Genomic DNA, 23,717 nt, shown 5'->3' on the forward strand with positions numbered 1-23,717 from the left:
CAGAGGATTTGCTTCCAGATGTTGCATCGTCGCAGGCCGGCGGCGGCTTGCCGGTGCCTAGAGGCCCGCCGCCGGCATCCAGGGCCTCTTAGTCACGCAGGTCCGATTCGTGAATGGGGCTCGACCGGCTGGTGGCCCGCTGATATTGCGCCGGCCAGGTGGCCTGGTGGCCACCCAGGTCGTCGTCTGCATGCAGCGGCCAGTACGGGTCGCGCAGCAGCTCTCGGGCGAGGAAAATCAGGTCGGCCTGGCCTGTGCGCAGAATGTGCTCGGCCTGGGCCGGCTCGGTGATCATGCCCACGGTACCCGTGGCCATTTCCGACTCCTTGCGCACGCGCTCGGCAAAGCGGGTCTGGTAGCCAGGGCCGGTCGGGATCTCGGCATTGCTGGACGTACCGCCCGAAGACACATCAATCAGGTCCACCCCAAGCATACGCAGGCGTCGGGCCAGCTCGACGGTTTCGTCCGGGTTCCAACCATCTTCGACCCAGTCGGTGGCCGACACCCGCACGAACAATGGCAACTCGGCCGGCCAGACCGCACGAACCGCTTCGACCACCTGCAAGGTCAGGCGGATGCGGTTGTCGAAACAGCTGCCGTATTCATCCTGACGCTGATTGCTAAGCGGCGACAGGAACTGGTGCAGCAGGTAACCGTGGGCCGCGTGCACTTCGACCACTTTGAAACCCGCCTCCAGCGCGCGCTTGGCCGAGGCGACAAAAGCCTGCACCACGTCCTGGATCTGCGCATGGGTCAGCTCACTGGGCACGGTGTGTTCAGGATCGAACGCAATCTTCGACGGCCCCACCGGCTGCCAGCCGCCCTCCTCCAACGTGACGCTGCCATGCTTGCCCAGCCACGGGCGGTAGGTACTGGCCTTGCGCCCGGCATGGGCGAGCTGGATACCCGGGATTGACCCTTGGGCGGTGATGAAACGGGTGATGCGCTGCAAGGGGGCGATCTGCGCGTCGTCCCACAGGCCGAGGTCTTCAGCGGTGATGCGACCGTCGGCCGTGACTGCCACGGCCTCGGTGACGACCAGGCCCGCCCCGCCGACGGCACGGCTGCCCAGATGCACCAGGTGCCAGTCGTTGGCCAGGCCATCGACCGAGGAATACTGGCACATCGGTGATACGGCGATGCGGTTCGGCAGGGTCAGCTGACGCAGGGTGTAAGGCTCGAGCAGCATGCTCATGAGGGCACCTCCCAATGGCTGCAAAGAGATCCGGTCCGGGCAGTCAATCACGCATCCCTGGCCCGGTAACGGTCTGTGTTCAGACTAGACCAGATTGGGTAGGGGGAAGGTTCCATGGGGTTTGGCCGCGATGCCCTAGGCGTTGCGTAAAAAGCCTTGATACGCGGTGAGGCTGCGTTGAATACAGCCTGACCTCTTTTCGAATTTTTTTCACACAGATCCTGGCTCAGCGCGGCTCCATGTGGGCGATCATCAGTTGCACGCTTTCATTGCCGCGAAACTCGTTCACATCCAGCTTGTAGGCCAGCTCCACCCAGCGCACGGTCGGGTTGGGCCAAACCTCGCGGTCGATACCGAAGGCGATGCCGTCCAGGCGCACCGTGCCGCACTCACTCTTGAGCACGACTTTCAAATGACGCTCACCCACCACGCGTTGTTCGACCAGCTGGAACACGCCGTGGAACAGCGGCTCCGGAAAATGCTGCCCCCAAGGCCCGGCTTGGCGCAGCGCCTTGGCTAGGTCCAGGTGGAATTCTTCCACCGCCAGGCTGCCATCGGACAGCAGCCGCCCGGTGAGGTCGTCCTCGCCCAGCTGACGGCGGACCTCCTGGTCGAAAGCCTCGGCGAACGCGGGGTAGTTGGCTTCGGGCAAGGACAGCCCTGCCGCCATGGCATGACCACCGAACTTGCTGATCAGCTGTGGATGGCGCGCGGCCACCGCATCGAGCGCATCGCGGATGTGAAACCCCGGCACTGAGCGCGCAGAGCCCTTGAGCATGCCGTCGCCGGCATCGGCGAAGGCGATGGTCGGGCGGTGATAGCGTTCCTTGAGGCGAGAGGCGAGGATGCCAATGACGCCCTGGTGCCACTCTGCATCGAACAGGCACAGGCCATAGGGCATCGACTCGACCGGCAAGTCCCGCAACTGGGCCAGCGCCTCGCGCTGCATGCCCTGCTCGATAGACTTGCGGTCCTGGTTCAGGCCGTCCAATTGCTGGGCCATGTCCAACGCCAGGGCAGGATCCTCGCAAAGCAGGCACTCGATACCCAGGCTCATGTCGTCCAGGCGCCCGGCGGCGTTCAGCCGCGGGCCCAGAATGAAACCCAGGTCGGTGGAGGTGATGCGCCGGTGGTCGCGCTTGGCCACCTCCAGAATCGCCTTGAGGCCAGGCCGGGCGCGTCCGGCACGAATGCGCTCCAGACCCTGATGCACCAGGATGCGATTGTTGGCGTCCAGCGGCACCACGTCGGCAACACTGCCCAGGGCAACCAGGTCCAGCAGTTCGCCAATGTTCGGCTGCGGCTGGGTGTCGTAGCGGCCCAGGCTGCGCAAGCGCGCGCGCAGGGCCATGAGGACGTAGAAAATCACCCCGACCCCTGCCAGCGACTTGCTCGGAAACGGGCAGCCTGGCTGGTTGGGGTTGATGATGGCATCGGCGTCCGGCAGCGCCTCGCCGGGCAGGTGGTGGTCGGTCACCAGCACCTTGAGGCCAGCCGCCTTCGCCGCCGCGACGCCGTCGACGCTGGAGATCCCGTTGTCTACCGTGACCAGCAGCTGTGGTTGGCGCTGCAATGCCACTTCGACGATTTCCGGCGTGAGGCCGTATCCGTACTCGAAGCGGTTGGGCACCAGGTAGTCCACGTGGGCCGCACCGAGCAGGCGCAAACCCAGCACGCCGACGGTACTGGCCGTGGCGCCATCGGCATCGAAGTCACCGACGATCAGAATGCGCTGGCCTTGGTCGATGGCCTGCAGCAGCAGGTCGACGCCCGCGTCGATGCCTTTGAGCTGCTGGTAGGGCAGCAGGCGCGCCAGGCTTTTGTCCAGTTCGGCCTCGCTTTGCACGCCACGGGCGGCGTACAGGCGCGTCAGCAAGGGTGGCAGGTTGCCAAGAAACGGCAGGGTCGGGGGCAGCGGGCGGGGTTCGATACGCATGGGAAGGTTCAGCCACGCTCCCCCAGCAGCCACTGCAATTGCACTTCGTGCTGGCCACGGTCATCGGTCACGAACACCGTGCCTTCGCTGATCATCACATCCCATTTGATGCTGCGGGGCATGTCGGTGGCCAGGGTTTCGAGCACCTCCTGGGGCACGGCCGCGATGCTGAGGTTCTTGAGGTTCTTCACCGCGCTCACCACCTTGCCTTCCCACACCCGCAGGCTACCGTAGGCCAGCAGGCTGGTGCGTTCGGTACGGCGCGAGCACCAGGTCAGGCGATCGGCATCTGGCTGGCCTACTTCGATCCAATGCAGCACACGGTCGTCCAGGCTTTTTTCCCACAGCGCCGGCTCATCGACGTCCGACAGCCCACGACCGAATGTCAGGTTTTCGTTGTACCACAGCGCATAGGCCAACAGACGAACCGCCATACGCTCCTCGGTTTCCGAAGGGTGCCGCGCGATGGTCTGCTTGACGTTCTCGTACACATTGCGGTCGAGGTCGGTCAGGTTCAGTTCGAATTTGTAGGTGGTGGACGGCTGGGCCATGGTCGGGGTGCTTCTTGCCTGAAGAAAAGTCGCACAGTCTAACCGATCCAGTCCCCGGTTGCGCCGCGGCAGTATCTGCCGCATCGCAGCTGTGATAAAAACACCGCTCTTTACAGCTGCCACGGATGCCCCATGTCGACGTCAAGCAAACCCCTCGCCGGCCTTAAAGTGGTCGAGCTCGGCACCTTGATCGCCGGGCCATTCGCGGCGCGCATCTGCGCCGAATTCGGCGCCGAGGTGGTCAAGGTGGAATCGCCCGACGGCGGCGACCCGTTGCGCAAGTGGCGCAAACTTTACGAGGGCACCTCGCTGTGGTGGTTCGTGCAGGCGCGCAACAAGCGCTCGCTTACCCTCAATCTCAAGCACCCCGACGGGCGCGAGGTCCTGCGCAAGCTGCTTGCCGAGGCGGATATCCTGATCGAAAACTTCCGTCCGGGCGTGCTCGAAAAGCTTGGCTTTGGCTGGGACGTGCTGCATGCGCTCAACCCGCGGCTGGTCATGGTGCGTCTATCAGGCTTCGGTCAGACCGGGCCGATGAAGGAGCAGCCGGGCTTCGGCGCAGTGGGCGAGTCCATGGGTGGTTTGCGCTACATCACGGGGTTCGAGGATCGCCCGCCCGTGCGCACCGGTATTTCCATCGGCGACTCCATCGCAGCGTTGTGGGCGGTGATCGGCGCACTGATGGCCCTGCGTCATCGCGAGGTCAACGGGGGGCTTGGCCAGGTGGTCGACGTGGCGCTGTACGAGGCCATCTTCGCCATGATGGAGAGCATGGTGCCGGAGTTCGACGTCTTCGGTTTCATCCGCGAGCGCACGGGCAATATCATGCCGGGCATCACGCCCTCCTCCATCCATACCAGCGCGGACCGCAAGCATGTGCAGATCGGCGCCAATGGCGATGCGATCTTCAAGCGTCTGATGGTGGCTCTCGGCCGTAGCGACCTGGCGGAGGACCCGAGCCTGGCCACCAATGACGGGCGAGACCTGCGCCGCGATGAGCTGTACGGGGTCATCGATCGCTGGGCCAACGGATTGCCGCTGGAACAGCTGATGCAGGCCCTGACCGCAGCCCAGGTGCCGGCCAGCCGCATCTACTCGGCTGAAGACATGTTCAGCGACCCTCAGTACCTGGCGCGCGAGATGTTCCTGCAGGCGCGCCTGCCCGATGGCAAGGCGTTCCGCATGCCGGGCATCGTCCCCAAGCTGTCCGGCACCCCGGGCTCTGCCGACTGGGTCGGGCCGGCACTGGGCGAACACACCGACGAGCTGCTGGGCCAGCTGGGCTATGATGCGGCCGCCATCGCTGCCCTGCGCCAGGCGGGCGCTGTCTGAGCCTGTCGCTATCCCATTGCCTGCGCCCCGCCAGGTTGGCATGGACGGGCGCCGTACTGGCTGCACTGCTCAGCGTGCCCTCAAGCGCTCAGGAGCGGCTGCTGTGGCTGGTGCGTGATCTGCCACCGTTCAGCGTATCCGACGGCCCGGAAAAAGGTCATGGGGTGATCGACCAGCTGTTACCGCAGCTGATCCAGCAGATGCCCGAATATGCGCACAGCATCGTGCGGGTCAATCGTGCGCGTGGCTTGCAGATGCTGCAGGACAGCAGCAGCCTGACCTGTGACCCGATGCTGCTATGGACCGCCGAGCGCGCCCGCTATGTAAGCTTTTCCATCCCGTTGCTGGGCGTGCAAACCAGCGGCCTGGTCGTGCGCAAGCAGAACCACGCCTTGGTGGCGCCCCACCTCGACGGTGATGAGGTCGATCTTCAAGGCCTGCTGAGCGACCCATCGCTACGCCTCGGTGTAGTGGCAGAGCGCAGTTATGGGGCTGTGATCGACGATACGCTGAGCAACTTGCCAGATGCCGCCGTCAGCCGGCACTACGGCACCCAGGCCACCGCCAACCTGCTGCAGATGCAACGCTTGGGCCGACTGCGCCTGGTGCTCGGCTACTGGCCGGAAGTTCGCTATCTGATCCAGCAACAAGGCGGATCGCCGGCTGACTACCAATTTCACCCGGTTCAGGGTGTGAAACCCTACCAATTCCTGCATGTGGGCTGCTCGGCCAGCCCGCAGGGACAAGACGCCATGGCCCGCATCGATCAGGTCTTGACCCAGCTGCGCCAGACGGTGCTACCAAAACTCTATGCGCATTGGCTCGACCCCGCCCAGCGGGCGGACTACCTCGAACACAGCCGAGCCTTCTTCACCGACCACGCGGCGGCACACCCCGAACGCCCTGAACAGGACGAGCGCCACGCCGCTGGGTCGATCGACCTTCCAAACCCTCAACCCAGATAAAAAGAAACCCCGGACGCTGGGGAAGAACGTCCGGGGTCAAGCGAAAGCCCTTGGGCTTCCAGCGACAGCAGTGGCCATGCGGGAGCAAAGCAGTGGCCGGCTGTACTGATCAATCTGATGACTCGCTCAGGCAAAGGTTCCCTGAGGTTGCTGACGCTGCTGCAACGCAGCAATCACGCAAGGCTGCAGCCGCCCTTCGGCGATCTGCAGATCACGGTGCAGACCATCGACCATATCCACCAGCAGGCGTTGCTCCTGCAATTGACGCTCGCTAACCGTACGTTGCAATACCACCCTGGCCAGGTGGTCGTGGACGGTCAACTGCCGGTTACCGTGGCTATCGGCCAGACCCAAGTGCGCCTGGTAAGGGGTGAGGGCTTGGTTGAGCAGTCTGCAGATTCGTTCCATCCGGATTACTCGCTTGCTTGATGAGTTGTAAGGAGCAGACCTGCAAGCGAAGCGGAAAGTTCTAACCTTCCATGCTGTTCAATGCGCCGTCAGTGCTTCCATGAGCTGCGACCTTTCACGTTCGGACGGGCTGGGCAGTATTTGCAACGCCCTTTGCAGGGCTGGGGAAGACAGTGGCCATGGCAACTCCGCGATGACGTGCAAGCCAAAACTGCGGGCCTGTTCAGCCAGGTTGCGCCGCCGGGCGCCTGCCTGGCCTACGAACAGCACCGGGCAGGTGGGCGGTAACCGCTTGAGCATCGCAGTCCCCGTGCGGGTGGGCATGGCATGGTCGAAGATCAATAAATCCGGGGAGAATGCGCTCGAAAGGCATGCGTCGAGCTCGGCCTTGTCCTGACAGATCCGCACCTGGAACACGCCCTGGGCATTGAGGGCCTGGTGCAGAAGGATCTGGTGGGACGGGCGCACGTGATGAATCAGTACATGGGGCTGTTGCATGAGCCGCTCCTGCTGGGAGGACCGGCTAATCTAGGCGCGAAGACGATCGGCCAGAATAGGATTTTTCTGAATTGAACCATTGAAACCGCTGAGGCTCCGGATCGGTCCGACCCGGAGCCTGCAAGGTCAGAGCGGCTTGCCGCGATTGCCGTGCTGGCTGACGAAGCTTTGTACTGCCTTGAGGTCATTGGGCAATACGGTGCAACGCTCTTCGCGGCTGAACAGGTCGCTCATGTGCACGGGCAATTCAAGCGCCTTGCCAACGCCTGCCTGCTCGACCGCTTCAGGGAACTTGACCGGGTGTGCGGTACCCAGCACGACCATGGGCGTATCCAGGCTACGGCGGCACTCGCGACCGGCTTTGACGCCGATGGCCGTGTGCGGGTCCAGCACCTCGCCGGTCGCCTCAAACACCTCGGCGATGGTCTGGCAGGTCTGTTCATCGGTGACGGCCAACGAATCGAAGAGCTTGCGTGCCTCGGTCCAGCGGTCCTGTTCGACGCTAAAGCCGCCGCCCTGGCGGAAGTTGGCCATCAACTCGGCGATCGATGCACCGTTGCGACCGTGCAGATCGAACAGCAGACGCTCGAAGTTGGACGAGACCATGATGTCCATCGACGGCGACAGGGTGGCGTGCAACTGCTCCTTGACGTACTGGTTGCCGCTCATGAAGCGGTGCAGGATGTCGTTGCGGTTGGTGGCCACCACCAGTTGGCTGATCGGCAGGCCCATGTTGCGTGCCAGGTAGCCTGCGAAGATATCGCCGAAGTTGCCGGTTGGCACCGAGAAGGCCACCGAACGGGCCGGGCCGCCCAACTGCAGGGCGGCATGGAAGTAGTAGACGATCTGGGCCATGATCCGCGCCCAGTTGATCGAGTTGACGGCCACCAGGCGGGTGCCCTTGAGGAACGACTGGTCGGCGAAGCTCGCCTTGACCATTTCCTGGCAGTCATCGAAGTTGCCTTTGATGGCGATGTTATGGATGTTCTCGCCGAAGATCGTCGTCATCTGCCGACGCTGCACCTCCGAGACCCGCTGGTGCGGGTGCAGGATAAAGATGTCGACGTTGTCGCACCGACGGCAGCCCTCGATGGCGGCGGAACCGGTGTCGCCGCTGGTGGCACCAATGATCACCACGCGCTCGTTGCGTTTGACCAGCACATTGTCGAGCAAGCGTCCAAGCAATTGCAGAGCGAAATCCTTGAATGCCAGGGTTGGCCCGTGGAACAGCTCAAGCACCCACTCGTTACTGTCGAGCTGACGCAGCGGGGCAACGGCAGCGTGGGCGAATTCGCCGTAGGTTTCTTCGAGGATCTTCTTGAAGTCGGCATCGGCGATGCTGCCCTCGACGAACGGGCGCATGACTCGGAATGCCAGCTCGTGGTACGGCAGGCCCGCCCAGGATGCGATTTCTTCCTGGGTAAAACGTGGCAGGTTTTCCGGGACGTACAGGCCACCGTCGGTAGCCAGGCCGGCGAGCAATACGTCTTCGAAGTTCAGGGCCGGTGCCTGGCCGCGGGTACTGATATAGCGCATGGGACAAACCTTTGGTTTGAGCGGCAAGCCTCGTTTGCCCGCAGCAGGAAAGGGCCGGTGGCCTCGAACCTGGGCGGCACGCCTTGGCTTGCCGTGACTATAGGGTGTTCTAAAGCCCCTACGCTGCATCTAGCTGCAGCGTCGAGGGTGTCGCTGGGGCTCTGTGCAACAAGCCCTGGTACTTGGTCACGCAGGTATGCAAACAGCCTTGCCGGACGCTCGTCACAAGGCTGTTCAGGCCAACCCTAGTTGAGCTGCTCGACGCGAATGCGCACGACCTGGCCCACCACATCCTGCAGGGCCTCGAGGGCGACGATGGCGTCGTTGATGCCCTGCTCCACCACGCGGTGGGTCAACAGGATCATCGGCACCAGGCCGTCTTGCTCTTCGGCTTCCTTTTGCATGATCGATTCGATGTTGATGCCGCGCTCGGACAGAATGCTCGCCACCTGGGCCAGCACACCTGGGTGGTCCTTGGCCTGGATACGCAGGTAATAAGCGCTCTCGCAGGCTTCGATTGGCAGGATCGGGTGCGCCGACAGCGAATCGGGCTGGAACGCCAAATGGGGCACGCGGTTTTCCGGGTCAGAGGTCATGGCACGGACCACATCCACCAGGTCGCCTACCACCGAGGAAGCGGTCGGTTCCATTCCTGCGCCTGCGCCGTAGTACAACGTCGAGCCGGCGGCGTCGCCGTTGACCATCACGGCATTCATCACCCCATTGACGTTGGCGATCAGGCGGTCAGCCGGAATCAGCGTCGGATGCACGCGCAACTCGATACCTTCGGCGGTACGGCGTGCCATGCCCAGGTGCTTGATGCGGTAGCCCAAGGCTTCGGCGTAGTTCACGTCGGCCGTGGTCAGCTGGGTGATGCCTTCGGTATAGGCTTTGTCGAATTGCAGCGGAATGCCGAACGCGATCGATGCCAGGATGGTCAGCTTGTGTGCCGCGTCGATCCCTTCGACGTCGAATGTCGGATCGGCCTCGGCGTAGCCAAGCGCCTGGGCTTCGGCCAGCACATCCGGGAAGGCGCGACCTTTCTCGCGCATTTCGGTGAGGATGAAGTTGCCAGTACCGTTGATGATCCCCGCCAGCCAGTTGATACGGTTAGCCGACAGGCCCTCGCGAATGGCCTTGATCACCGGAATGCCACCGGCCACCGCCGCTTCGAAGGCGACGATCACGCCCTTTTCACGGGCTCTGGCGAAGATTTCGTTGCCATGCACGGCGATCAACGCCTTGTTGGCGGTGACCACGTGCTTGCCGTTTTCGATGGCCTTGAGCACCAGGTCGCGGGCTACGGTGTAGCCGCCAATGAGCTCGATGACGATATCGATCTCGGGGTTGCTCGCGACTTCGAACACATCAGCGGTAATGGGGGTACCGGTAATCTGGCAGTTCGGGTTCTGCGAGCGCATGGCGATCTGGGCCACTTCAATACCGCGCCCGGCACGGCGGGCAATCTCCTCGGCGTTGCGCTGAAGTACATTGAAGGTTCCGCCACCGACGGTCCCCAACCCACAGATGCCTACTTTGACCGGTTTCACTGTGAACTCCCCATTGAACGGCCGACACCTTTGCCGACCGTGAAACATGCCGTCACCCCATGACGACGGCGTATTGAACTGTATTACTTGGCAAGCGCCAGCTTGGCGACCTGCGGTGCAGGCTGGTAACCCGGAATCACCTGGCCGTTTTCGAGCACGATGGCCGGCGTACCGTTGACGCCGATCGACTGCCCCAACTGGAACTGCTTGCTGACCGGGTTGGTGCACTTGGCTGCCTTGATTTCATCACCCTCGACCATTTTGTCCATGGCCTTGCGGCGGTCGCTGGAGCACCACACTGCCTGCAATTGCTGGTCGCCGGCCGAGCCCAGGCCTTGACGCGGGAAGGCGACGTAACGCACTTCGATACCACGGCGGTTGAGTTCGGGCACTTCGGCATGCAGCTTGTGGCAGTACGGGCACGTGGTGTCGGTAAAGACGGTGATGTGGGACTTGGTTTCGCCCTTGGCCGGGTACACCACCATCTCACCTGCCGGAATGCCGTTGATGAGCTTGGCAATGCCCAGGCGTTCGGCTTTCTCGGTCAGGTTGACGGGCTTGCCGTCCTGGATCTGGAACAGATAACCCTGCATCACGAACTGGCCATCGGCGCTGGCGTACAACACGCGCCCGCCTTGCAGCTTGACTTCGTACAGGCCGCTGACCGGGCTGCTGGCCACGCTTTCAACGGGCACTTCCAAGGACAGGTTCTGCAATGACTTGCGAATGGCCTGCTCTGCGCCGACGGGTGTATCGGGCGCCGCAGCCACGGCAAAGGTGCTGGCCAGCGCCAAGGCGGCGGCGGCGAAAAACGGGGTCACGCGCATGGATACTCCTGAGGGCGGACAGGGGCCGCAGAGCGTCACCTGAGCAAAACGACGAGGTGACTGGGCGGCCCTTGGTGCTAACCGCCCAAGCCTACCACATCACGCCTGGCTTGAAGCCGCCGCAGACTGTCGGTTGGCCGAACATGAAAAACATTCATCCGCGCGGATGGTGCTCGGCGTGCAGTTGCTGCAACCGTGCCTTTGCCACGTGGGTGTAGATCTGCGTGGTCGACAAGTCGCTGTGGCCCAGCAACAGCTGCACCACGCGAAGGTCCGCACCGTGGTTGAGCAGGTGCGTGGCGAACGCGTGTCGCAGGGTATGCGGCGACAAGGCTTTGTCGATGCCCGCCACCTGGGCATGGTGCTTGATGCGATGCCAGAAGGTCTGCCGCGTCATCTGCTCGCCGCGCAGGCTGGGGAACAGCACGTCACTGGGGCGGCCGTTGAGCAACTCGGCACGGCCGTTACGCAGGTAGCGCTCCAGCCACACCACCGCCTCCTCGCCCATGGGCACCAGCCGCTCCTTGCTCCCTTTGCCCATCACCCTGAGTACGCCTTGGCGCAGATTGACCTGATCGAGCGTGAGGCTGACCAGCTCGGTCACGCGCAGGCCGCAGGCATACAGCACTTCGAGCATGGCGCGGTCACGCTGGCCGATGGCCTCGCCAAGCTCCGGGGCTTGCAACAAGGCTTCCACGTCGGCCTCGGACAGCGATTTGGGTAACGGCTTGCCCAGTTGGGGCATGTCCACCTGGAGTGTTGGGTCGATGGCAATGAGCTTTTCGCGCAGCAGGTAGCGGAAGAAACCGCGTAGCCCGGACAGGAATCGCGCGGTCGAGCGCGGCTTGTAGCCTTGGTCCAGGCGCCAGGCCAGGTGGTCGAGAATCAGTTCGCGGCCCGCCTCTGGGAGGTTGACCGCGTGTGCCTGGAGCCAGCCGTTGAACAGGGCCAGGTCGCTGCGATATGAGGTGCGGGTATTGTCGGACAATCCCTTTTCGAGCCACAGGGCGTCCAGGAATTGGTCGATGAGCGGGTGGTCCAGGGCGGGCATGCTGGGAGCTGTTGGCGGCTTTGGGGGGCGTAGTGTTTCATAGCGGTTGGCGGATTGTCTGTAGCTGGGTGGGCTGCCCTGGATTGCTTATCGAGGCTCGTGAGTTTTTATGGGGCGCGGCGGTGAAGGGCTGGGTGGTGGGTTCAGGTATTCGCTGTGATCGGCTGAACACCTGATTGCCTGGGCGCTGGGACGCTGGGACGAGGGTGTGGGCGCGTATGGCAAGTTGGTATTCGTTGGCGAGGGTGGCGCACAGTCACCTTTCCGCCCTTACGGCGGCTCACTTTTTGTCTTGTCAAAAAGTGAGCAAAAACCGCCTGCTCCCATCATCCGGCCCCTGCGCTGCGCTCCGGGGTTCCCTCGCTCCGGGCTTGCTCCCGGGAGGACCGCGCTGCAGGCCCCATCCTGGGGCCCAGCGCTTGACGGGCATCCATGCCCGTCACCTCCCTCCGCAAGCCCTGCGCTCGGCCTCCTGAAGTCGCGATCTGTGGCGCCTGGACTACCGCGCGCTTAGAAGCAAAAGCAACGGCAACGGCAACGGCAACGGCAACGGCAACGGCAACGGCAACGGCAACGGCGTGAAGGCTAGCGAATTTCGTGTAGGAGCGGCCTAGTGCCGCGATGGGCCGCGCAGCGGCCCCAGCTTTTTTTGGGGGGCAATTTAAGTGCTGGGGCCGCTACGCGGCTCATCGCGGCTGGAACGGCGCTGCGGCTAGGCCGCTACAAGGGTTTCGATGTTTCCAGCACCGGCACCGGACGCTTGTCTTCGTCGATGGCAACGAAGCTGAAGACGCCGTGAATCGCCCGCTCTCGGCCATCGAGGTACATGTTTTCGACGAAGACATCCACCTGTACCTGCAAGCTGGTGTTGCCTACCTTGATTACCGTACCCACCAGCTCGACGATCGAGCCCGCCGGGATCGGGTGCTTGAAGTCGATGCGATCGGTGGAAACGGTCACCAATGGCAAGCGGCAGAAACGCGTGGCCGCGATGAAGGACACTTCGTCCATCCACGCCAGGGCCGTGCCACCGAACAAGGTGTTGTGATGGTTGGTGGTGTTGGGGAACACCGCCTTGGTCACGCGGGTGACCGAAAGCTCGGTGCGGCGCTGGATTTCCTGGTCTCGGGTGGTCATGGCTGTCACCTTTACGAAGTTCAAAACGCAAAAAAGCAGCCCGAAGGCTGCTTCTTTCTCGCTAGGCGACCTGGGCCGCCGGGCAAACTGTACTCAGGACAGTTTTTCCTTGATGCGAGCGGCTTTGCCGGACAGATCGCGCAGGTAGTACAGCTTGGCTTTACGCACGTCACCACGACGTTTCACAGCCAGGCTGTCGATCTGTGGGCTGAAGGTCTGGAAGGTACGCTCTACACCAACGCCGCTGGAGATCTTGCGCACGGTGAAGGCGCTGTTCAGACCACGGTTGCGCTTGGCGATAACGACGCCTTCGAACGCCTGCAGACGGGAACGCTCACCTTCCTTCACTTTAACCTGGACGACAACGGTGTCGCCGGGTGCGAAGGTCGGGATTTCCTTGCTCATCTGCTCGGCTTCGAGCTGCTGGATGATCTTGTTGGTCATGCTGTGCTCCTAAGATGGATCGTGATCCACCATCGATACGTTTAACTATCGTCCCGCTCGCGGAGGTATTCCTCGAGCAGCTTCTTCTCTTCTCCAGAAAGCGAGCGACTTTCCAGAAGATCGGCGCGTCGTTCGAAGGTCCTACCAAGGGACTGCTTCATTCTCCAACGCCGGATGTGTGCATGGTTGCCACTGAGCAACACGTCGGGAACACGCTGATCCGCATACACCTCAGGTCGGGTGTAGTGCGGGCAATCAAGCAGACCATCGGTGAAAGAGTCTTCCTCCGCCGAGTCCACATGCCCTAAAGCTCCGGGCAGCAGCCGTGTAACCGCATCGATCAGTACCATGGCCGGTAGCTCGCCACCAGAAAGCACATAGTCGCCAATCGACCACTCCTCATCGACATGAGCTTCAATGAAACGCTCGTCGATGCCTTCATAACGACCGGCGATCAGGATCAATGATTCCTGTTCGGCCAGGCCTTTGACCGCCTGCTGAGTCAGCTTGCGGCCTTGTGGCGAGAGGTAGATCACCTTCGCCGCAGCTCCGGTTGCCTGCCTGGCGTTGACCAGGGCATCTTCCAGAGGCTTGATTTTCATCACCATGCCAGGACCACCGCCAAACGGCCGATCATCTACCGTATGGTGACGATCTGTGGTGTAGTCCCGCGGGTTCCAGCACGTTACCTGAAGCAACCCCTGTTTCACCGCGCGGCTGGTAATGCCGTACTCCGTGATGGCCGAAAACATCTCGGGGAACAACGTGATGACGTCTACGCGAAGGTTACCCATCGGTTAGAAGTCCGCGTCCCACTCAACCCGCATCACGCCTGCATCCAGGTCGATATCGAGCACGCATTGCGCCGTGTAGGGCAACAAACGCTCGCGATCATCCAAGCTGCCTGCACACGGCTTGACCACCATTACATCGTTCGCACCGGTCTCCAACAGGTGATCGACCTTGCCGAACAGGTGTTCGTCCTGGTTGATGACCTTCAGACCTACCAACTGGTACCAGTAGTACTCATCGGCGGCCAGGTTGGGCAAAAGGCTCCGCGCAATGCAGATTTCGTAACCGCTCAGAAGACGGGCTTCGTCACGATCCTCGAGACCTTTCAGTTTCACGACCAGGCCCTTTTGGGAGCCACGACCGCTGACCAGCTCGACCTGCTTTACCTTGCCTTCGTGCCGAAGCGTCCAGCTTGGATAATCCAACAGGTTTTCAATCGGATCGGTAAAGGAATACACCTTCACCTCGCCGCGAACGCCGTGAACCGAAAAAATCTTGCCAACGACGATGAGATCGTCAGCCTTTTCTGGCGTCGCGTTCATATTGCTCAGGCGGCAGCCTTGGCAGCGTCCTTCAGCAGCTGAGCAACACGCTCAGACGGCTGTGCGCCCTGGCTCAGCCAGTAGGTGACGCGCTCTTGGTTGACCGACAGCTTGACTTCGGCGCCAGCAGCGATCGGGTTGAAGAAACCTACGCGCTCAACGAAACGGCCGTCACGGGCGTTACGCGAGTTGGTCACGGTCAGGTGGTAGAAAGGGCGCTTTTTCGAGCCGCCACGGGCCAGACGAATGGTTACCATGTGAACATCGTTCCTATAGTCGGTGCTGCAGTTGGTACTGCAAATCTGAATGCCAAATAGGCACACGGGTGCCCAAAAGGCCGCATATTCTCAAGGAATACACGGACATTTGCAAATGACTTTTTCGGTCGGCACTTGCCCGCCCGTCCAGACTTGCTGCGTAAGCCGCGAAAATCGCGACCGTTGTCCCGCTTGCGCGGGGTGAGGGGCCGGCCCAAAAATGACCTGCCCCGGAAAACTTCACAGCTTGGGCATGCCACCGCCCGGCAGCATGCCGCCGAGCCCTCGCATCATCTTGGCCATGCCGCCCTTGCTGGAGAATTTCTTCATCATTTTCTGCATCTGCTTGTGCTGCTTGATCAGCCGGCCGATGTCCTGCACCTGAGTGCCGGAACCCAAGGCGATGCGGCGTTTGCGCGAGCCGCTGATCAGGTCGGGATCGCGACGCTCGGCCGGGGTCATGGAGTTGATGATCGCCTCCATCTGCTTGAATTGCTTCTCGGCGGCGCCCTGGGCATTGCCCATCTGCGACAGGTTAACGCCGCCAATGCTCGGCAGCTTGTCCATCAGCCCGCCCAGGCCGCCCATGTTCTTCATCTGCTGAAGCTGGTCACGGAAGTCCTCGAGGTCGAAGCCCTTGCCTTTCTTCAGCTTCTTGGCGAGTTTGTCGGCTTTGGCCTTGTCGATGGTCTGCTCGGCCTGCTCGATCAGGCTGAGCACGTCGCCCATGCCCAGGATGCGCGAGGCCACCCGGTCGGGGTGGAACGGTTCGAGCGCTTCGCTCTTCTCGCCCATGCCGATGAACTTGATCGGCTTGCCGGTGATGGCGCGCACCGACAGCGCCGCACCGCCACGCGCATCACCATCGACCTTGGTCAGCACAACGCCGGTCAACGGCAGGGCTTCGCCGAACGCCTTGGCGGTGTTGGCGGCGTCCTGGCCGGTCATGGCATCGACCACGAACAGCGTTTCGATGGGCTTGACCGCGGCGTGCAGGGCCTTGATCTCATCCATCATGTCGGCGTCGATGTGCAGACGGCCTGCGGTATCGACGATCACCACATCGATGAACTTGAGCTTGGCTTCGCGGATGGCGGCTTCGGCGATGGCGACCGGCTTCTGGCTGATGTCGGACGGGAAGAAGGTGACGCCGATGTCGTTGGCCAGGGTCTCGAGCTGCTTGATAGCCGCCGGACGATAGACGTCGGCAGACACCACCATCACGCTCTTTTTCTTGCGCTCTTTAAGGAAGCGCGCCAGCTTGCCGGCGGTGGTGGTCTTGCCCGCACCTTGCAGGCCGGCCATCAGCACCACGGCAGGCGGGGCGGCATTGAGCGCCAGATCTTCGTTGGCCGCACCCATCAGGCTTTCGAGTTCGGCCTGGACGATCTTGACGAAGGCCTGGCCTGGGGTGAGGCTGCGCGACACTTCGGTGCCGACGGCACGTTCCTTGACGCTGTTGACGAAATCCTTCACCACCGGCAGGGCAACGTCGGCCTCGAGCAGGGCCATGCGCACTTCGCGCAGCGTGTCCTTGATGTTGTCTTCGGTCAGCTTGGCCTTGCCGGTGACATGGCGCAGCGTCTGTGACAGGCGGTCGGTCAGGTTTTCGAACATGATGATCCTTTCTGGCCCAGTAAAAGCCGAGGTTGTCAGGCGCCCGCGGGGAAATGCACACCCGCCAGGCACAGCAAGGCGGCGATTATAGCGAAGTGAAGCGACCGCGCACACCTTAAGCGGCACTCGCCGGTCGCGACGGGGTTTGCCCGGTGCCTGCACCGCCGCCGCCTTGCGCGCCCGTCAGTCTTCCTAGAGCGGCGCGGTTTATGCCAAACTCCGTCTCTTTAAGGCTCGCCCACCAGGACTTATGGTCTCCTCTCCCAGCCTCATCCCCAACCTGATTGCCGCTGCGCTCTACATCGTTGCGGCCATCTACCAGGGTTCATCCCTGGCCAAGGGCCGCAAGATCGACAAACGGCTCCCCGGCCTGTTGGGCACCATTGCGGTGATCGCCCAGGGCGGTGCGCTGTTCTTTCAGCTGATCACCCCGCTTGGCCTGAGCCTGGATTTCTTCAGTGCCGCCAGCCTGATCGCCGTGGCCGTCATCGCCCTGACCTTGCTGGCATGCCTGCGCATCCCTGTGGAGAACCTGCTGGTGCTGTTGTTCCCGCTCGGTGCGGTCACCGCGCTGCTGGCCCAGTTCGCGCCGCCCGGCACCGTGCCGCTGATCGATGAGGAACCGGGCATCCTTGCTCACATCCTTCTGTCGATCCTGGCCTACGGCCTGTTCACCATCGCCGTGTTCCAATCCTTGCTGTTGCTGGTGCAGGACCATCAACTCAAGCACAAGCACCCCTCTGGCCTGATTCGAAACTTCCCGCCACTGCAAACCATGGAAAGCCTGCTGTTCGGCTTCCTCTGGGCAGGCTGGTGCCTGCTGTCCCTGTCGCTGGTGTCCGGCTGGCTGTTCCTCGACAACCTGTTCGCCCAGCACCTGGTGCACAAGACGTTGCTGGCTTGCGTGGCCTGGGTCGTGTTCAGCGTATTGTTGTGGGGGCGTACCCGCCTGGGTTGGCGGGGCCACAAGGCCATCCGCTGGACCCTGGCAGGCTTCTGCCTGCTGATGCTGGCCTATTTCGGCAGCAAGCTGGTTCGCGAATTCATTCTGCACATCTGACGGCCTTTCATGAACATCCTGCCGTACGCACCGCTTCTCGGCACCTCGGCAATTGCCCTGCTGTGGTCTGCACTGCTCACCGCCATCGAGACCGCACGCCTGCACACGATGGTGTCGGGCGGCGAGAAGGACAGCCAACCCAAGCTTTCGGGCCCTGCCCTGGTCCTGGGCGCCAGCCTGGGCAAATGGCTGGTACTGGCGCTGGCCTGCCTGATCGGGCTGCGTCACGGTGGTGACACTGGCCTGTGGCAGGCAGGCCTGGCTGCCGCTGCTGCTCTGTTGGTGTTCGCCGAGTACCTGCCTCGTCGCCTGGCCAGACGCAACCCACAGGTCTTCGTCAGCCTGGGTGCGCTGCTCAAGCCTCCACTGGTACTGCTGCAACCGCTGGCCGGTATACTCGACGGCTGCGCCAAGCTGTTGCTGCGCCCCCTGCGCAAGCAGCCCGCCGCAGTCGCCCTGCACCCCGAGCAAGCCGACGATTTCGAGGACGACGAGCACCCGGAAACCCCACGACGGGGGTTGCTCGACGGCATCCAGTCCCTGGACAAGATCACCGTCAACGACATTCTGGTGCCGCGCAACGAGGTCGATGGCATCAACCTCGACGAGCCGATCGAGCGCATCATCGAGCAACTGATCGTCAGCCGTCATACCCGCTTGCCGGTGTACCACAGCGACATCAACCAGGTCGAAGCCATCCTCAACACCAAGCTGATCAGCCACTTGTTGCCCCAGGCCGCGCTGACGCTCGAAGCTCTGCGCCAGGCGTGCTACGAGCCCTATTTCGTGCCCGAAAGCACGCCCTTGAACCTGCAGTTGCTCAACTTCCACAAGCAGCAGCGGCGCCTGGGCGTGGTGGTGGATGAGTACGGTGAAGTACTGGGGATCGTCACCTTGGAGGACATCCTCGAGGAAATCGTCGGCGAGTTCGAAGATGACCAGAGCCTGAGCAACCCCCATGTCCACAAGCAGCCTGACGGTACCTATGTCATCGATGGCACGGCCTCGCTGCGGGAGATCAACCGTAGCCTGGGCTGGCACCTGCCGTGCGATGGCGGGCCTAAGACCCTTAACGGCCTGGTGACCGAAGCGCTGGAAAGCATCCCGGAAAGTGCGGTGTGCCTGAAAATCGGCCGCTATCGCCTGGAAATCCTTGAAACCGAAGACAATTGCGCCAGCAAGGTACTGGTATGGACGGCAACCCGATAGCTATACTCGGGCAACGCTTACCCAGCCCTGCCGTCCCGCCTGCTACCCGCACTCGGCGCTCCACGGTCAGTCCGCTTCGCTGAAACGCTCTGTGGTCCTGCTTCACCACCCTGAGCAGTGTCCGCCCGCCCCTATCCCCTTGGGCTATCGTCAGCCAGGCGAACACAACAACAATCGCGCCAGCGCCATGGGAACCATTGTTCGGGCGGCTGCAATCGGTGTGTCCGTTGCAGGCCGACAGAGCACCGTGGCGTTGCCCCAGACCGCCAGGGACCTTCAATGACAACCAGCACCTACGCCGGCGCACCTGCCGCGCCGGTCAACTCGCCCGCGCGGGTTGCCACTGCCAGCTTCATCGGCACCGCCATCGAGTTCTACGATTTCTATGTCTACGCCACGGCGGCCGCCCTGGTCATCGGGCCGGTGTTCTTCCCGTCCGGGTCCGGCACTGCCCAGATGCTGGCGGCCTTCCTGACATTTGGCATCGCCTTTCTGGCCAGGCCACTGGGCTCTGCGCTGTTCGGACACTTCGGCGACCGCATCGGACGCAAGTCCACGTTGGTTGCCTCGCTGCTGTTGATGGGTGTCTCCACCACCGCCATCGGCGTTTTACCTGGGTATGACAGCATTGGCGTGTGGGCACCGATCATCCTTTGCCTGTTGCGCTTTGGCCAAGGGCTGGGACTGGGCGGCGAATGGGGCGGTGCTGCCCTGCTGGCCACCGAAAATGCGCCCCACGGTAAACGGGCGTGGTTCGGCATGTTCCCGCAACTGGGCCCTTCGATCGGGTTTCTGGCGGCCAATGGCCTGTTCCTTACCTTGGCACTGACGCTCAGCGACGAACAGTTCCGCCAGTGGGGCTGGCGCATACCGTTTCTGCTCAGCGCCGCCCTGGTTCTGGTGGGGCTGTATGTGCGCCTGAAGCTTGAGGAAAGCCCGGTGTTCGCCAAGGCGGTGGCCCGCCAGGAGCGCGTGAAGCTGCCGGTGGTGGACCTGTTCGCCAGGCATTGGCGCCCGACCCTGCTGGGTGCCGCAGCCATGGTGGTGTGCTACGCGCTGTTCTACATTTCCACCGTCTTTTCCTTGAGCTACGGCGTAAGCACGCTGGGCTACAGCCGTGAAACGTTCCTGGGGCTGCTGTGCTTTGCGGTGGTGTTCATGGCCTTGGCGACGCCGCTGTCGGCCTGGCTCAGCGATCGCTACGGACGCAAGCCTGTGCTGATCGTCGGCGGCCTGCTGGCCGTGGCGTCAGGTTTTACCATGGAACCGCTGCTGACCTCGGGCTCGACCACCGGCGTGGCACTGTTCCTGGCCATCGAGTTGTTCCTGATGGGCGTGACCTTCGCGCCAATGGGCGCCTTGCTGCCAGAGCTGTTCCCGACCCATGTGCGTTATACCGGCGCTTCGGCAGCCTATAACCTGGGCGGTATTGTCGGCGCATCGGCAGCGCCGTTCTTCGCTCAGAAGCTGGTGAGCATGGGCGGCCTGAGCTGGGTGGGCGGGTATGTCTCGGCGGCGGCCGTGATCAGCCTGGTCGCCGTACTGTGCCTGAAGGAGACGCGCAATACCGAGCTTTAGGACGCTCAGCGACTTCATAGCAGGACTGTCGGGGCCGCCTGAGCGGCCCCGACGGGTCTATCAGAACTCTACTTCCACGGCCTGGGCCGCACGGGTCGCCTTGGCGCGCGCCGCTTCGATGGATTCGTCACGGGCCAGGCAAACGCCCATACGACGAGTGCCGCTGATCTCAGGCTTGCCGAACAAGCGAATAGCGGTATCCGGTTCGCTCAGCGCAGCGCCGAGATTGGCGAAGGCGGTCTGCTGTGAGTGCCCCTGCGGCAGGATAACGGCCGAAGCACTAGGACCGAACTGACGCACCACCGGGATTGGCAACCCGAGAATGGCGCGGCCATGCAGGGCGAACTGCGACAGGTCCTGGGAGATCAGGGTAACAAGGCCGGTGTCGTGCGGGCGTGGCGACACTTCGCTGAACCAGACCTGATCGCCCTTGACGAACAACTCCACACCGAACAGCCCACGCCCGCCCAGGGCATCGGTGACCGCCTTGGCCACCCGCTGCGACTCGGCCAGCGCCTTGGGGGTCATGGTCTGCGGCTGCCAGGACTCCTGGTAGTCGCCTTTTTCCTGACGGTGCCCAACCGGTTCGAGGAAAGTGGTGCCCCCGACATGACGCACGGTCAGCAGGGTGATCTCGTAATCGAAATCGATGAAACCTTCGACAATCACCCGCCCCTTGCCGGCGCGCCCACCTTCCTGTGCGTAGGCCCACGCGCTCTGCAGGTCGGCATCGCTGCGCAGCAGGCTCTGCCCCTTGCCGGACGAGCTCATCACCGGCTTGACCACGCAAGGGTAGCCGACATCGGCGACAGCCACGGCATAGTCTTCGTAGGTGTCGGCAAAGTGGTAGGGCGAGGTGGGCAGGTCCAGTTCTTCGGCAGCCAGACGACGAATGCCTTCACGGTTCATGGTCAGTTGCGTGGCGCGTGCAGTGGGCACCACGTTGAAACCTTCGCTTTCCAGCTCCACCAGCGTGGCGGTGGCGATGGCTTCGATTTCCGGCACGATGTAGTGCGGCTTCTCGGCCTCGATGACAGCGCGCAGCGCCATCCCATCGAGCATGTTGACCACGTGGCTGCGGTGGGCAACCTGCATGGCCGGCGCGTCGGCGTAGCGGTCAACGGCAATCACTTCCACGCCCAGGCGCTGGAGCTCGATCACCACTTCCTTGCCCAACTCGCCACAGCCACAGAGCAGTACACGGGTCGCGGTGGGCGACAGGGGGGTTCCGATACGGGTCATTTCAGGTCCTCGAAGGCATCCGGGGCCGCGCCTGGCTCGGCACCACCCGCTGAAAAAGGACCGCTATTCTACACCATCAGCCCGCCACGGCAGCCCGTCGGGCGCGAAATGCCATGGCCAGCCAGACGGCCGTGACGCCGGCGAACTTCGACGCCATGGCGGTGCCGATCACCATCGGAGTGAGCGCACCGATCATGCCGAAGAAGATGAACGTATCGACCGGAATGCTCAATGCCGAGCTCAACCACAGCCGGTCGCGCAGGGGCCGCCGGGTGACGCTGAAGACCAGCCAATCGATCAGCTCGGAGACGAAGAACGCCGTGGCGCTGGCCAGGGCGATGGCGGGCTCGGAGGTGACGTAGGACAGCACCAGAGCCGCCAGCATGGCCACCAGCGCCCCATGCCCGAAGCGGGTCTGCACCATGTCGCGCAGGATGAAGACCAGGCCACCCCAGGCGGACCAGATGACGTCCAGGTGCGGGGCGCTGGAGAAGGCGTAGTTGATCAGCACGACACTGCTGATATAGGCAATCAGAAAGAGCATGGCGGGTAGTCTTTGGGCAAGCGGCACAGATTACCGTCGCCCGCCCTGGGAGGCAACCGCAGTACCGCTAGAGCACCAGCCCGGCTTCGGTAGCGCGCTCATGGCAACGCCTGAGCACACCGCGTCGCTCATCATTGCTCATACGGCCCCATTGGCCTATCTCTGCCACGCTGCGCTGGCAGCCGGTACAGATATCCTGCTCATCAAGGGCACAGATGTTGACGCAGGGGGACGCCACCGGGCGCTCGTTTACCTCACTCATCGTCGGGCACCAGCTCCTTGCCGTAGCGCTGGGCGTTATGAACATAGTGCGCCGCGCTGGCCTCGAGCATGCGCTTCTGTTGCTCGGTCAGCTCGCGCACGACCTTGCCGGGCGAACCCATGACCAGCGAACCATCGGGAATCTCCTTGCCCTCGGCGATCAGGGCATTGGCGCCGATGATGCAGTGCTTGCCGATACGGGCACCATTGAGCACGACCGCGTTGATGCCGATCAGGCTGTAGTCGCCCACCGTGCAGCCATGAAGCATGGCGTTATGCCCAACGGTCACGCCTTTACCCAAGGTCAGGGGCGAGCCCATGTCGGTATGCATCACGGTGCCATCCTGCACGTTGCTGCCTTCACCGATGTCGATCAGCTCGTTGTCACCACGCAGCACAGCGCCAAACCAGACGCTGGCATGGGCCTGGAGACGGACATTGCCGATGAGCGTGGCGTTGGGTGCAGCCCAACTGGTGGGATGAGTCTCGACCCGCAGGTCGCCCAGGCGATATTTCATGGTTGCTCCTCAGACTGGGATGCCGATGGCAGGGTGGGCCCTGCTCGTTTGTCGGTAGGACGCTCAGGGGGACGGTGCAGGGAGATACCGGCGTCGAACAACAGGTTGACCAGTTCGACGATCATGATCGCCGACAGCCCCCAGATCTTGTATTCGCCGTAGCGGTAACTGGGCACATACCAGCTGCGGCCCTGGTAATCGATGCGGTGGGTATGGTCGCGAGGGTCCTGGCGGAAGAACTCCAGGGGAACGGTGAATACCGCCGCGATCTCGGCATCGTTGGGGCGGTATTCGACGAAGTCGGGAATGACGCCGACGTAGGGCGTGACCTTCAGGCCATGCAGGGATATCAGGGGGCTGAGCGGGCCAAGAACCTCTACCAGCCCTGGTGGCAGGCCAATTTCTTCTTCAGCCTCGCGCAGGGCGGTGAAGACCAGGTTCGGGTCTTCGGGATCGCGCCGTCCACCCGGGAAGGCGACTTCGCCACCATGGGTCGAAAGCCCCTTGGCGCGCAAGGTCAGCACAAGCTCAGGCACTTCGCTGCGGGTAATGGGCAAGAGTACCGCCGCTTCCGGGAACCGCCGATCCGATTCCAGGGTTGCAGGTTGGTGGTTGCTCATTCGGCGAAGTAGCTCGTCCAGCATCGCGCTCACTCGTATCCAAGGCC

At 62.8% G+C, this 23,717-nt stretch carries 25 protein-coding genes; 5 read left to right on the forward strand and 20 right to left on the reverse strand.

The annotated features are described in order from the left end of the window. Positions 1 to 88 precede the first annotated feature (88 nt). The 3 genes from CWR53_RS17315 to CWR53_RS17325 all read right to left on the reverse strand — a co-directional run bounded on the left by CWR53_RS17315 (position 89) and on the right by CWR53_RS17325 (position 3,682). Positions 89 to 1,195 carry an NADH:flavin oxidoreductase/NADH oxidase gene (locus tag CWR53_RS17315; protein ID WP_100852122.1) on the reverse strand — a complete coding sequence of 369 codons (1,107 nt, stop codon included), beginning with the start codon at positions 1,193 to 1,195 and terminating at the stop codon, positions 89 to 91. 226 nt (positions 1,196 to 1,421) lie between these two features. Next, the gene (recJ, locus tag CWR53_RS17320) at positions 1,422 to 3,131 is read right to left on the reverse strand and encodes a single-stranded-DNA-specific exonuclease RecJ (RefSeq protein ID WP_058603762.1); all 1,710 of its coding nucleotides are present in this window, start codon (positions 3,129 to 3,131) and stop codon (positions 1,422 to 1,424) included. An 8-nt stretch (positions 3,132 to 3,139) separates the two neighbouring features. After that, positions 3,140 to 3,682: a YaeQ family protein gene (locus CWR53_RS17325; RefSeq protein WP_023534041.1), complete on the reverse strand. Its 543-nt coding sequence runs from the start codon at positions 3,680 to 3,682 to the stop codon at positions 3,140 to 3,142. Between the two features lie 132 nt (positions 3,683 to 3,814). Here CWR53_RS17325 and CWR53_RS17330 point away from each other — a divergent pair, with 132 nt between their 5' ends. Together CWR53_RS17330 and CWR53_RS17335 are read left to right on the forward strand one after the other, a co-directional pair. After that, positions 3,815 to 5,014, forward strand: coding sequence for a CaiB/BaiF CoA-transferase family protein (locus tag CWR53_RS17330; protein WP_100852123.1), 1,200 nt, complete (start codon positions 3,815 to 3,817; stop codon positions 5,012 to 5,014). 2 nt (positions 5,015 to 5,016) lie between these two features. After that, positions 5,017 to 5,979: a TIGR02285 family protein gene (locus tag CWR53_RS17335; protein ID WP_375335501.1), complete on the forward strand. Its 963-nt coding sequence runs from the start codon at positions 5,017 to 5,019 to the stop codon at positions 5,977 to 5,979. 126 nt (positions 5,980 to 6,105) lie between these two features. Here the strand turns inward: CWR53_RS17335 and CWR53_RS17340 are convergent, their stop codons facing one another. From CWR53_RS17340 to ffh, 12 genes are all read right to left on the reverse strand, one after another. Further along, positions 6,106 to 6,387: a DUF3509 domain-containing protein gene (locus CWR53_RS17340; protein ID WP_023534040.1), complete on the reverse strand. Its 282-nt coding sequence runs from the start codon at positions 6,385 to 6,387 to the stop codon at positions 6,106 to 6,108. 78 nt (positions 6,388 to 6,465) lie between these two features. Next, positions 6,466 to 6,885 carry a response regulator gene (locus CWR53_RS17345; protein WP_100852124.1) on the reverse strand — a complete coding sequence of 140 codons (420 nt, stop codon included), beginning with the start codon at positions 6,883 to 6,885 and terminating at the stop codon, positions 6,466 to 6,468. Between the two features lie 126 nt (positions 6,886 to 7,011). Next, positions 7,012 to 8,421, reverse strand: a complete 1,410-nt coding sequence (gene thrC, locus CWR53_RS17350; protein ID WP_100852125.1) for a threonine synthase — start codon at positions 8,419 to 8,421, stop codon at positions 7,012 to 7,014. Positions 8,422 to 8,666: 245 nt separating this feature from the next. Further along, positions 8,667 to 9,971 (reverse strand): homoserine dehydrogenase, encoded by a 1,305-nt coding sequence (locus CWR53_RS17355; protein ID WP_023534107.1) that lies wholly within the window; start codon positions 9,969 to 9,971, stop codon positions 8,667 to 8,669. A gap of 83 nt (positions 9,972 to 10,054) precedes the next feature. Continuing rightward, complete coding sequence (locus CWR53_RS17360; RefSeq protein ID WP_027913823.1) at positions 10,055 to 10,798, reverse strand: thioredoxin fold domain-containing protein; 744 nt, start codon at positions 10,796 to 10,798, stop codon at positions 10,055 to 10,057. Positions 10,799 to 10,952: 154 nt separating this feature from the next. After that, positions 10,953 to 11,849: a site-specific tyrosine recombinase XerD gene (gene xerD, locus CWR53_RS17365; RefSeq protein WP_100852126.1), complete on the reverse strand. Its 897-nt coding sequence runs from the start codon at positions 11,847 to 11,849 to the stop codon at positions 10,953 to 10,955. A 720-nt stretch (positions 11,850 to 12,569) separates the two neighbouring features. After that, a complete protein-coding gene (locus CWR53_RS17370) occupies positions 12,570 to 12,986 on the reverse strand; it encodes an acyl-CoA thioesterase (protein ID WP_058604495.1) in 417 nt (138 codons plus the stop codon). A gap of 93 nt (positions 12,987 to 13,079) precedes the next feature. Continuing rightward, positions 13,080 to 13,430, reverse strand: a complete 351-nt coding sequence (rplS, locus tag CWR53_RS17375) for a 50S ribosomal protein L19 (protein ID WP_023533640.1) — start codon at positions 13,428 to 13,430, stop codon at positions 13,080 to 13,082. A 41-nt stretch (positions 13,431 to 13,471) separates the two neighbouring features. Continuing rightward, on the reverse strand, positions 13,472 to 14,224 hold the full coding sequence (trmD, locus tag CWR53_RS17380) for a tRNA (guanosine(37)-N1)-methyltransferase TrmD (RefSeq protein ID WP_028634846.1): 753 nt from the start codon (positions 14,222 to 14,224) through the stop codon (positions 13,472 to 13,474). A 3-nt stretch (positions 14,225 to 14,227) separates the two neighbouring features. Next, positions 14,228 to 14,764, reverse strand: a complete 537-nt coding sequence (gene rimM / locus CWR53_RS17385; protein WP_027913820.1) for a ribosome maturation factor RimM — start codon at positions 14,762 to 14,764, stop codon at positions 14,228 to 14,230. A 5-nt stretch (positions 14,765 to 14,769) separates the two neighbouring features. Then, on the reverse strand, positions 14,770 to 15,021 hold the full coding sequence (gene rpsP, locus CWR53_RS17390) for a 30S ribosomal protein S16 (RefSeq protein ID WP_023533649.1): 252 nt from the start codon (positions 15,019 to 15,021) through the stop codon (positions 14,770 to 14,772). A 240-nt stretch (positions 15,022 to 15,261) separates the two neighbouring features. Continuing rightward, positions 15,262 to 16,638, reverse strand: a complete 1,377-nt coding sequence (gene ffh / locus CWR53_RS17395; protein WP_023533651.1) for a signal recognition particle protein — start codon at positions 16,636 to 16,638, stop codon at positions 15,262 to 15,264. Between the two features lie 250 nt (positions 16,639 to 16,888). Here ffh and CWR53_RS17400 point away from each other — a divergent pair, with 250 nt between their 5' ends. The 3 genes from CWR53_RS17400 to CWR53_RS17410 all read left to right on the forward strand — a co-directional run bounded on the left by CWR53_RS17400 (position 16,889) and on the right by CWR53_RS17410 (position 20,485). After that, on the forward strand, positions 16,889 to 17,698 hold the full coding sequence (locus CWR53_RS17400) for an inner membrane protein YpjD (RefSeq protein WP_027913819.1): 810 nt from the start codon (positions 16,889 to 16,891) through the stop codon (positions 17,696 to 17,698). Between the two features lie 9 nt (positions 17,699 to 17,707). Further along, complete coding sequence (locus tag CWR53_RS17405) at positions 17,708 to 18,907, forward strand: transporter associated domain-containing protein (protein WP_100852127.1); 1,200 nt, start codon at positions 17,708 to 17,710, stop codon at positions 18,905 to 18,907. Positions 18,908 to 19,186: 279 nt separating this feature from the next. After that, entirely contained in the window at positions 19,187 to 20,485 is a 1,299-nt protein-coding gene (locus CWR53_RS17410) for an MFS transporter (protein ID WP_100852128.1), read from the forward strand. A gap of 60 nt (positions 20,486 to 20,545) precedes the next feature. Here CWR53_RS17410 and purT read toward each other — a convergent pair whose 3' ends face one another. The 5 genes from purT to CWR53_RS17435 form a co-directional block, all read right to left on the reverse strand. After that, positions 20,546 to 21,727 (reverse strand): formate-dependent phosphoribosylglycinamide formyltransferase, encoded by a 1,182-nt coding sequence (gene purT, locus CWR53_RS17415; protein WP_100852129.1) that lies wholly within the window; start codon positions 21,725 to 21,727, stop codon positions 20,546 to 20,548. 76 nt (positions 21,728 to 21,803) lie between these two features. Beyond that, entirely contained in the window at positions 21,804 to 22,271 is a 468-nt protein-coding gene (locus tag CWR53_RS17420; RefSeq protein ID WP_023533643.1) for a VUT family protein, read from the reverse strand. A 67-nt stretch (positions 22,272 to 22,338) separates the two neighbouring features. Next, positions 22,339 to 22,533, reverse strand: coding sequence for a DUF1289 domain-containing protein (locus tag CWR53_RS17425; RefSeq protein ID WP_058604490.1), 195 nt, complete (start codon positions 22,531 to 22,533; stop codon positions 22,339 to 22,341). Continuing rightward, the gene (locus CWR53_RS17430; protein ID WP_058604489.1) at positions 22,526 to 23,050 is read right to left on the reverse strand and encodes a gamma carbonic anhydrase family protein; all 525 of its coding nucleotides are present in this window, start codon (positions 23,048 to 23,050) and stop codon (positions 22,526 to 22,528) included. Before CWR53_RS17430 ends, CWR53_RS17425 begins: the two co-directional genes overlap by 8 nt. Beyond that, a complete protein-coding gene (locus CWR53_RS17435; protein WP_258313163.1) occupies positions 23,047 to 23,703 on the reverse strand; it encodes a CoA pyrophosphatase in 657 nt (218 codons plus the stop codon). Before CWR53_RS17435 ends, CWR53_RS17430 begins: the two co-directional genes overlap by 4 nt. Between the last annotated feature and the right edge of the window lie 14 nt (positions 23,704 to 23,717).

Source organism: Pseudomonas sp. SGAir0191, from assembly GCF_002812565.2.
GTDB lineage: Bacteria > Pseudomonadota > Gammaproteobacteria > Pseudomonadales > Pseudomonadaceae > Aquipseudomonas > Aquipseudomonas parafulva_B.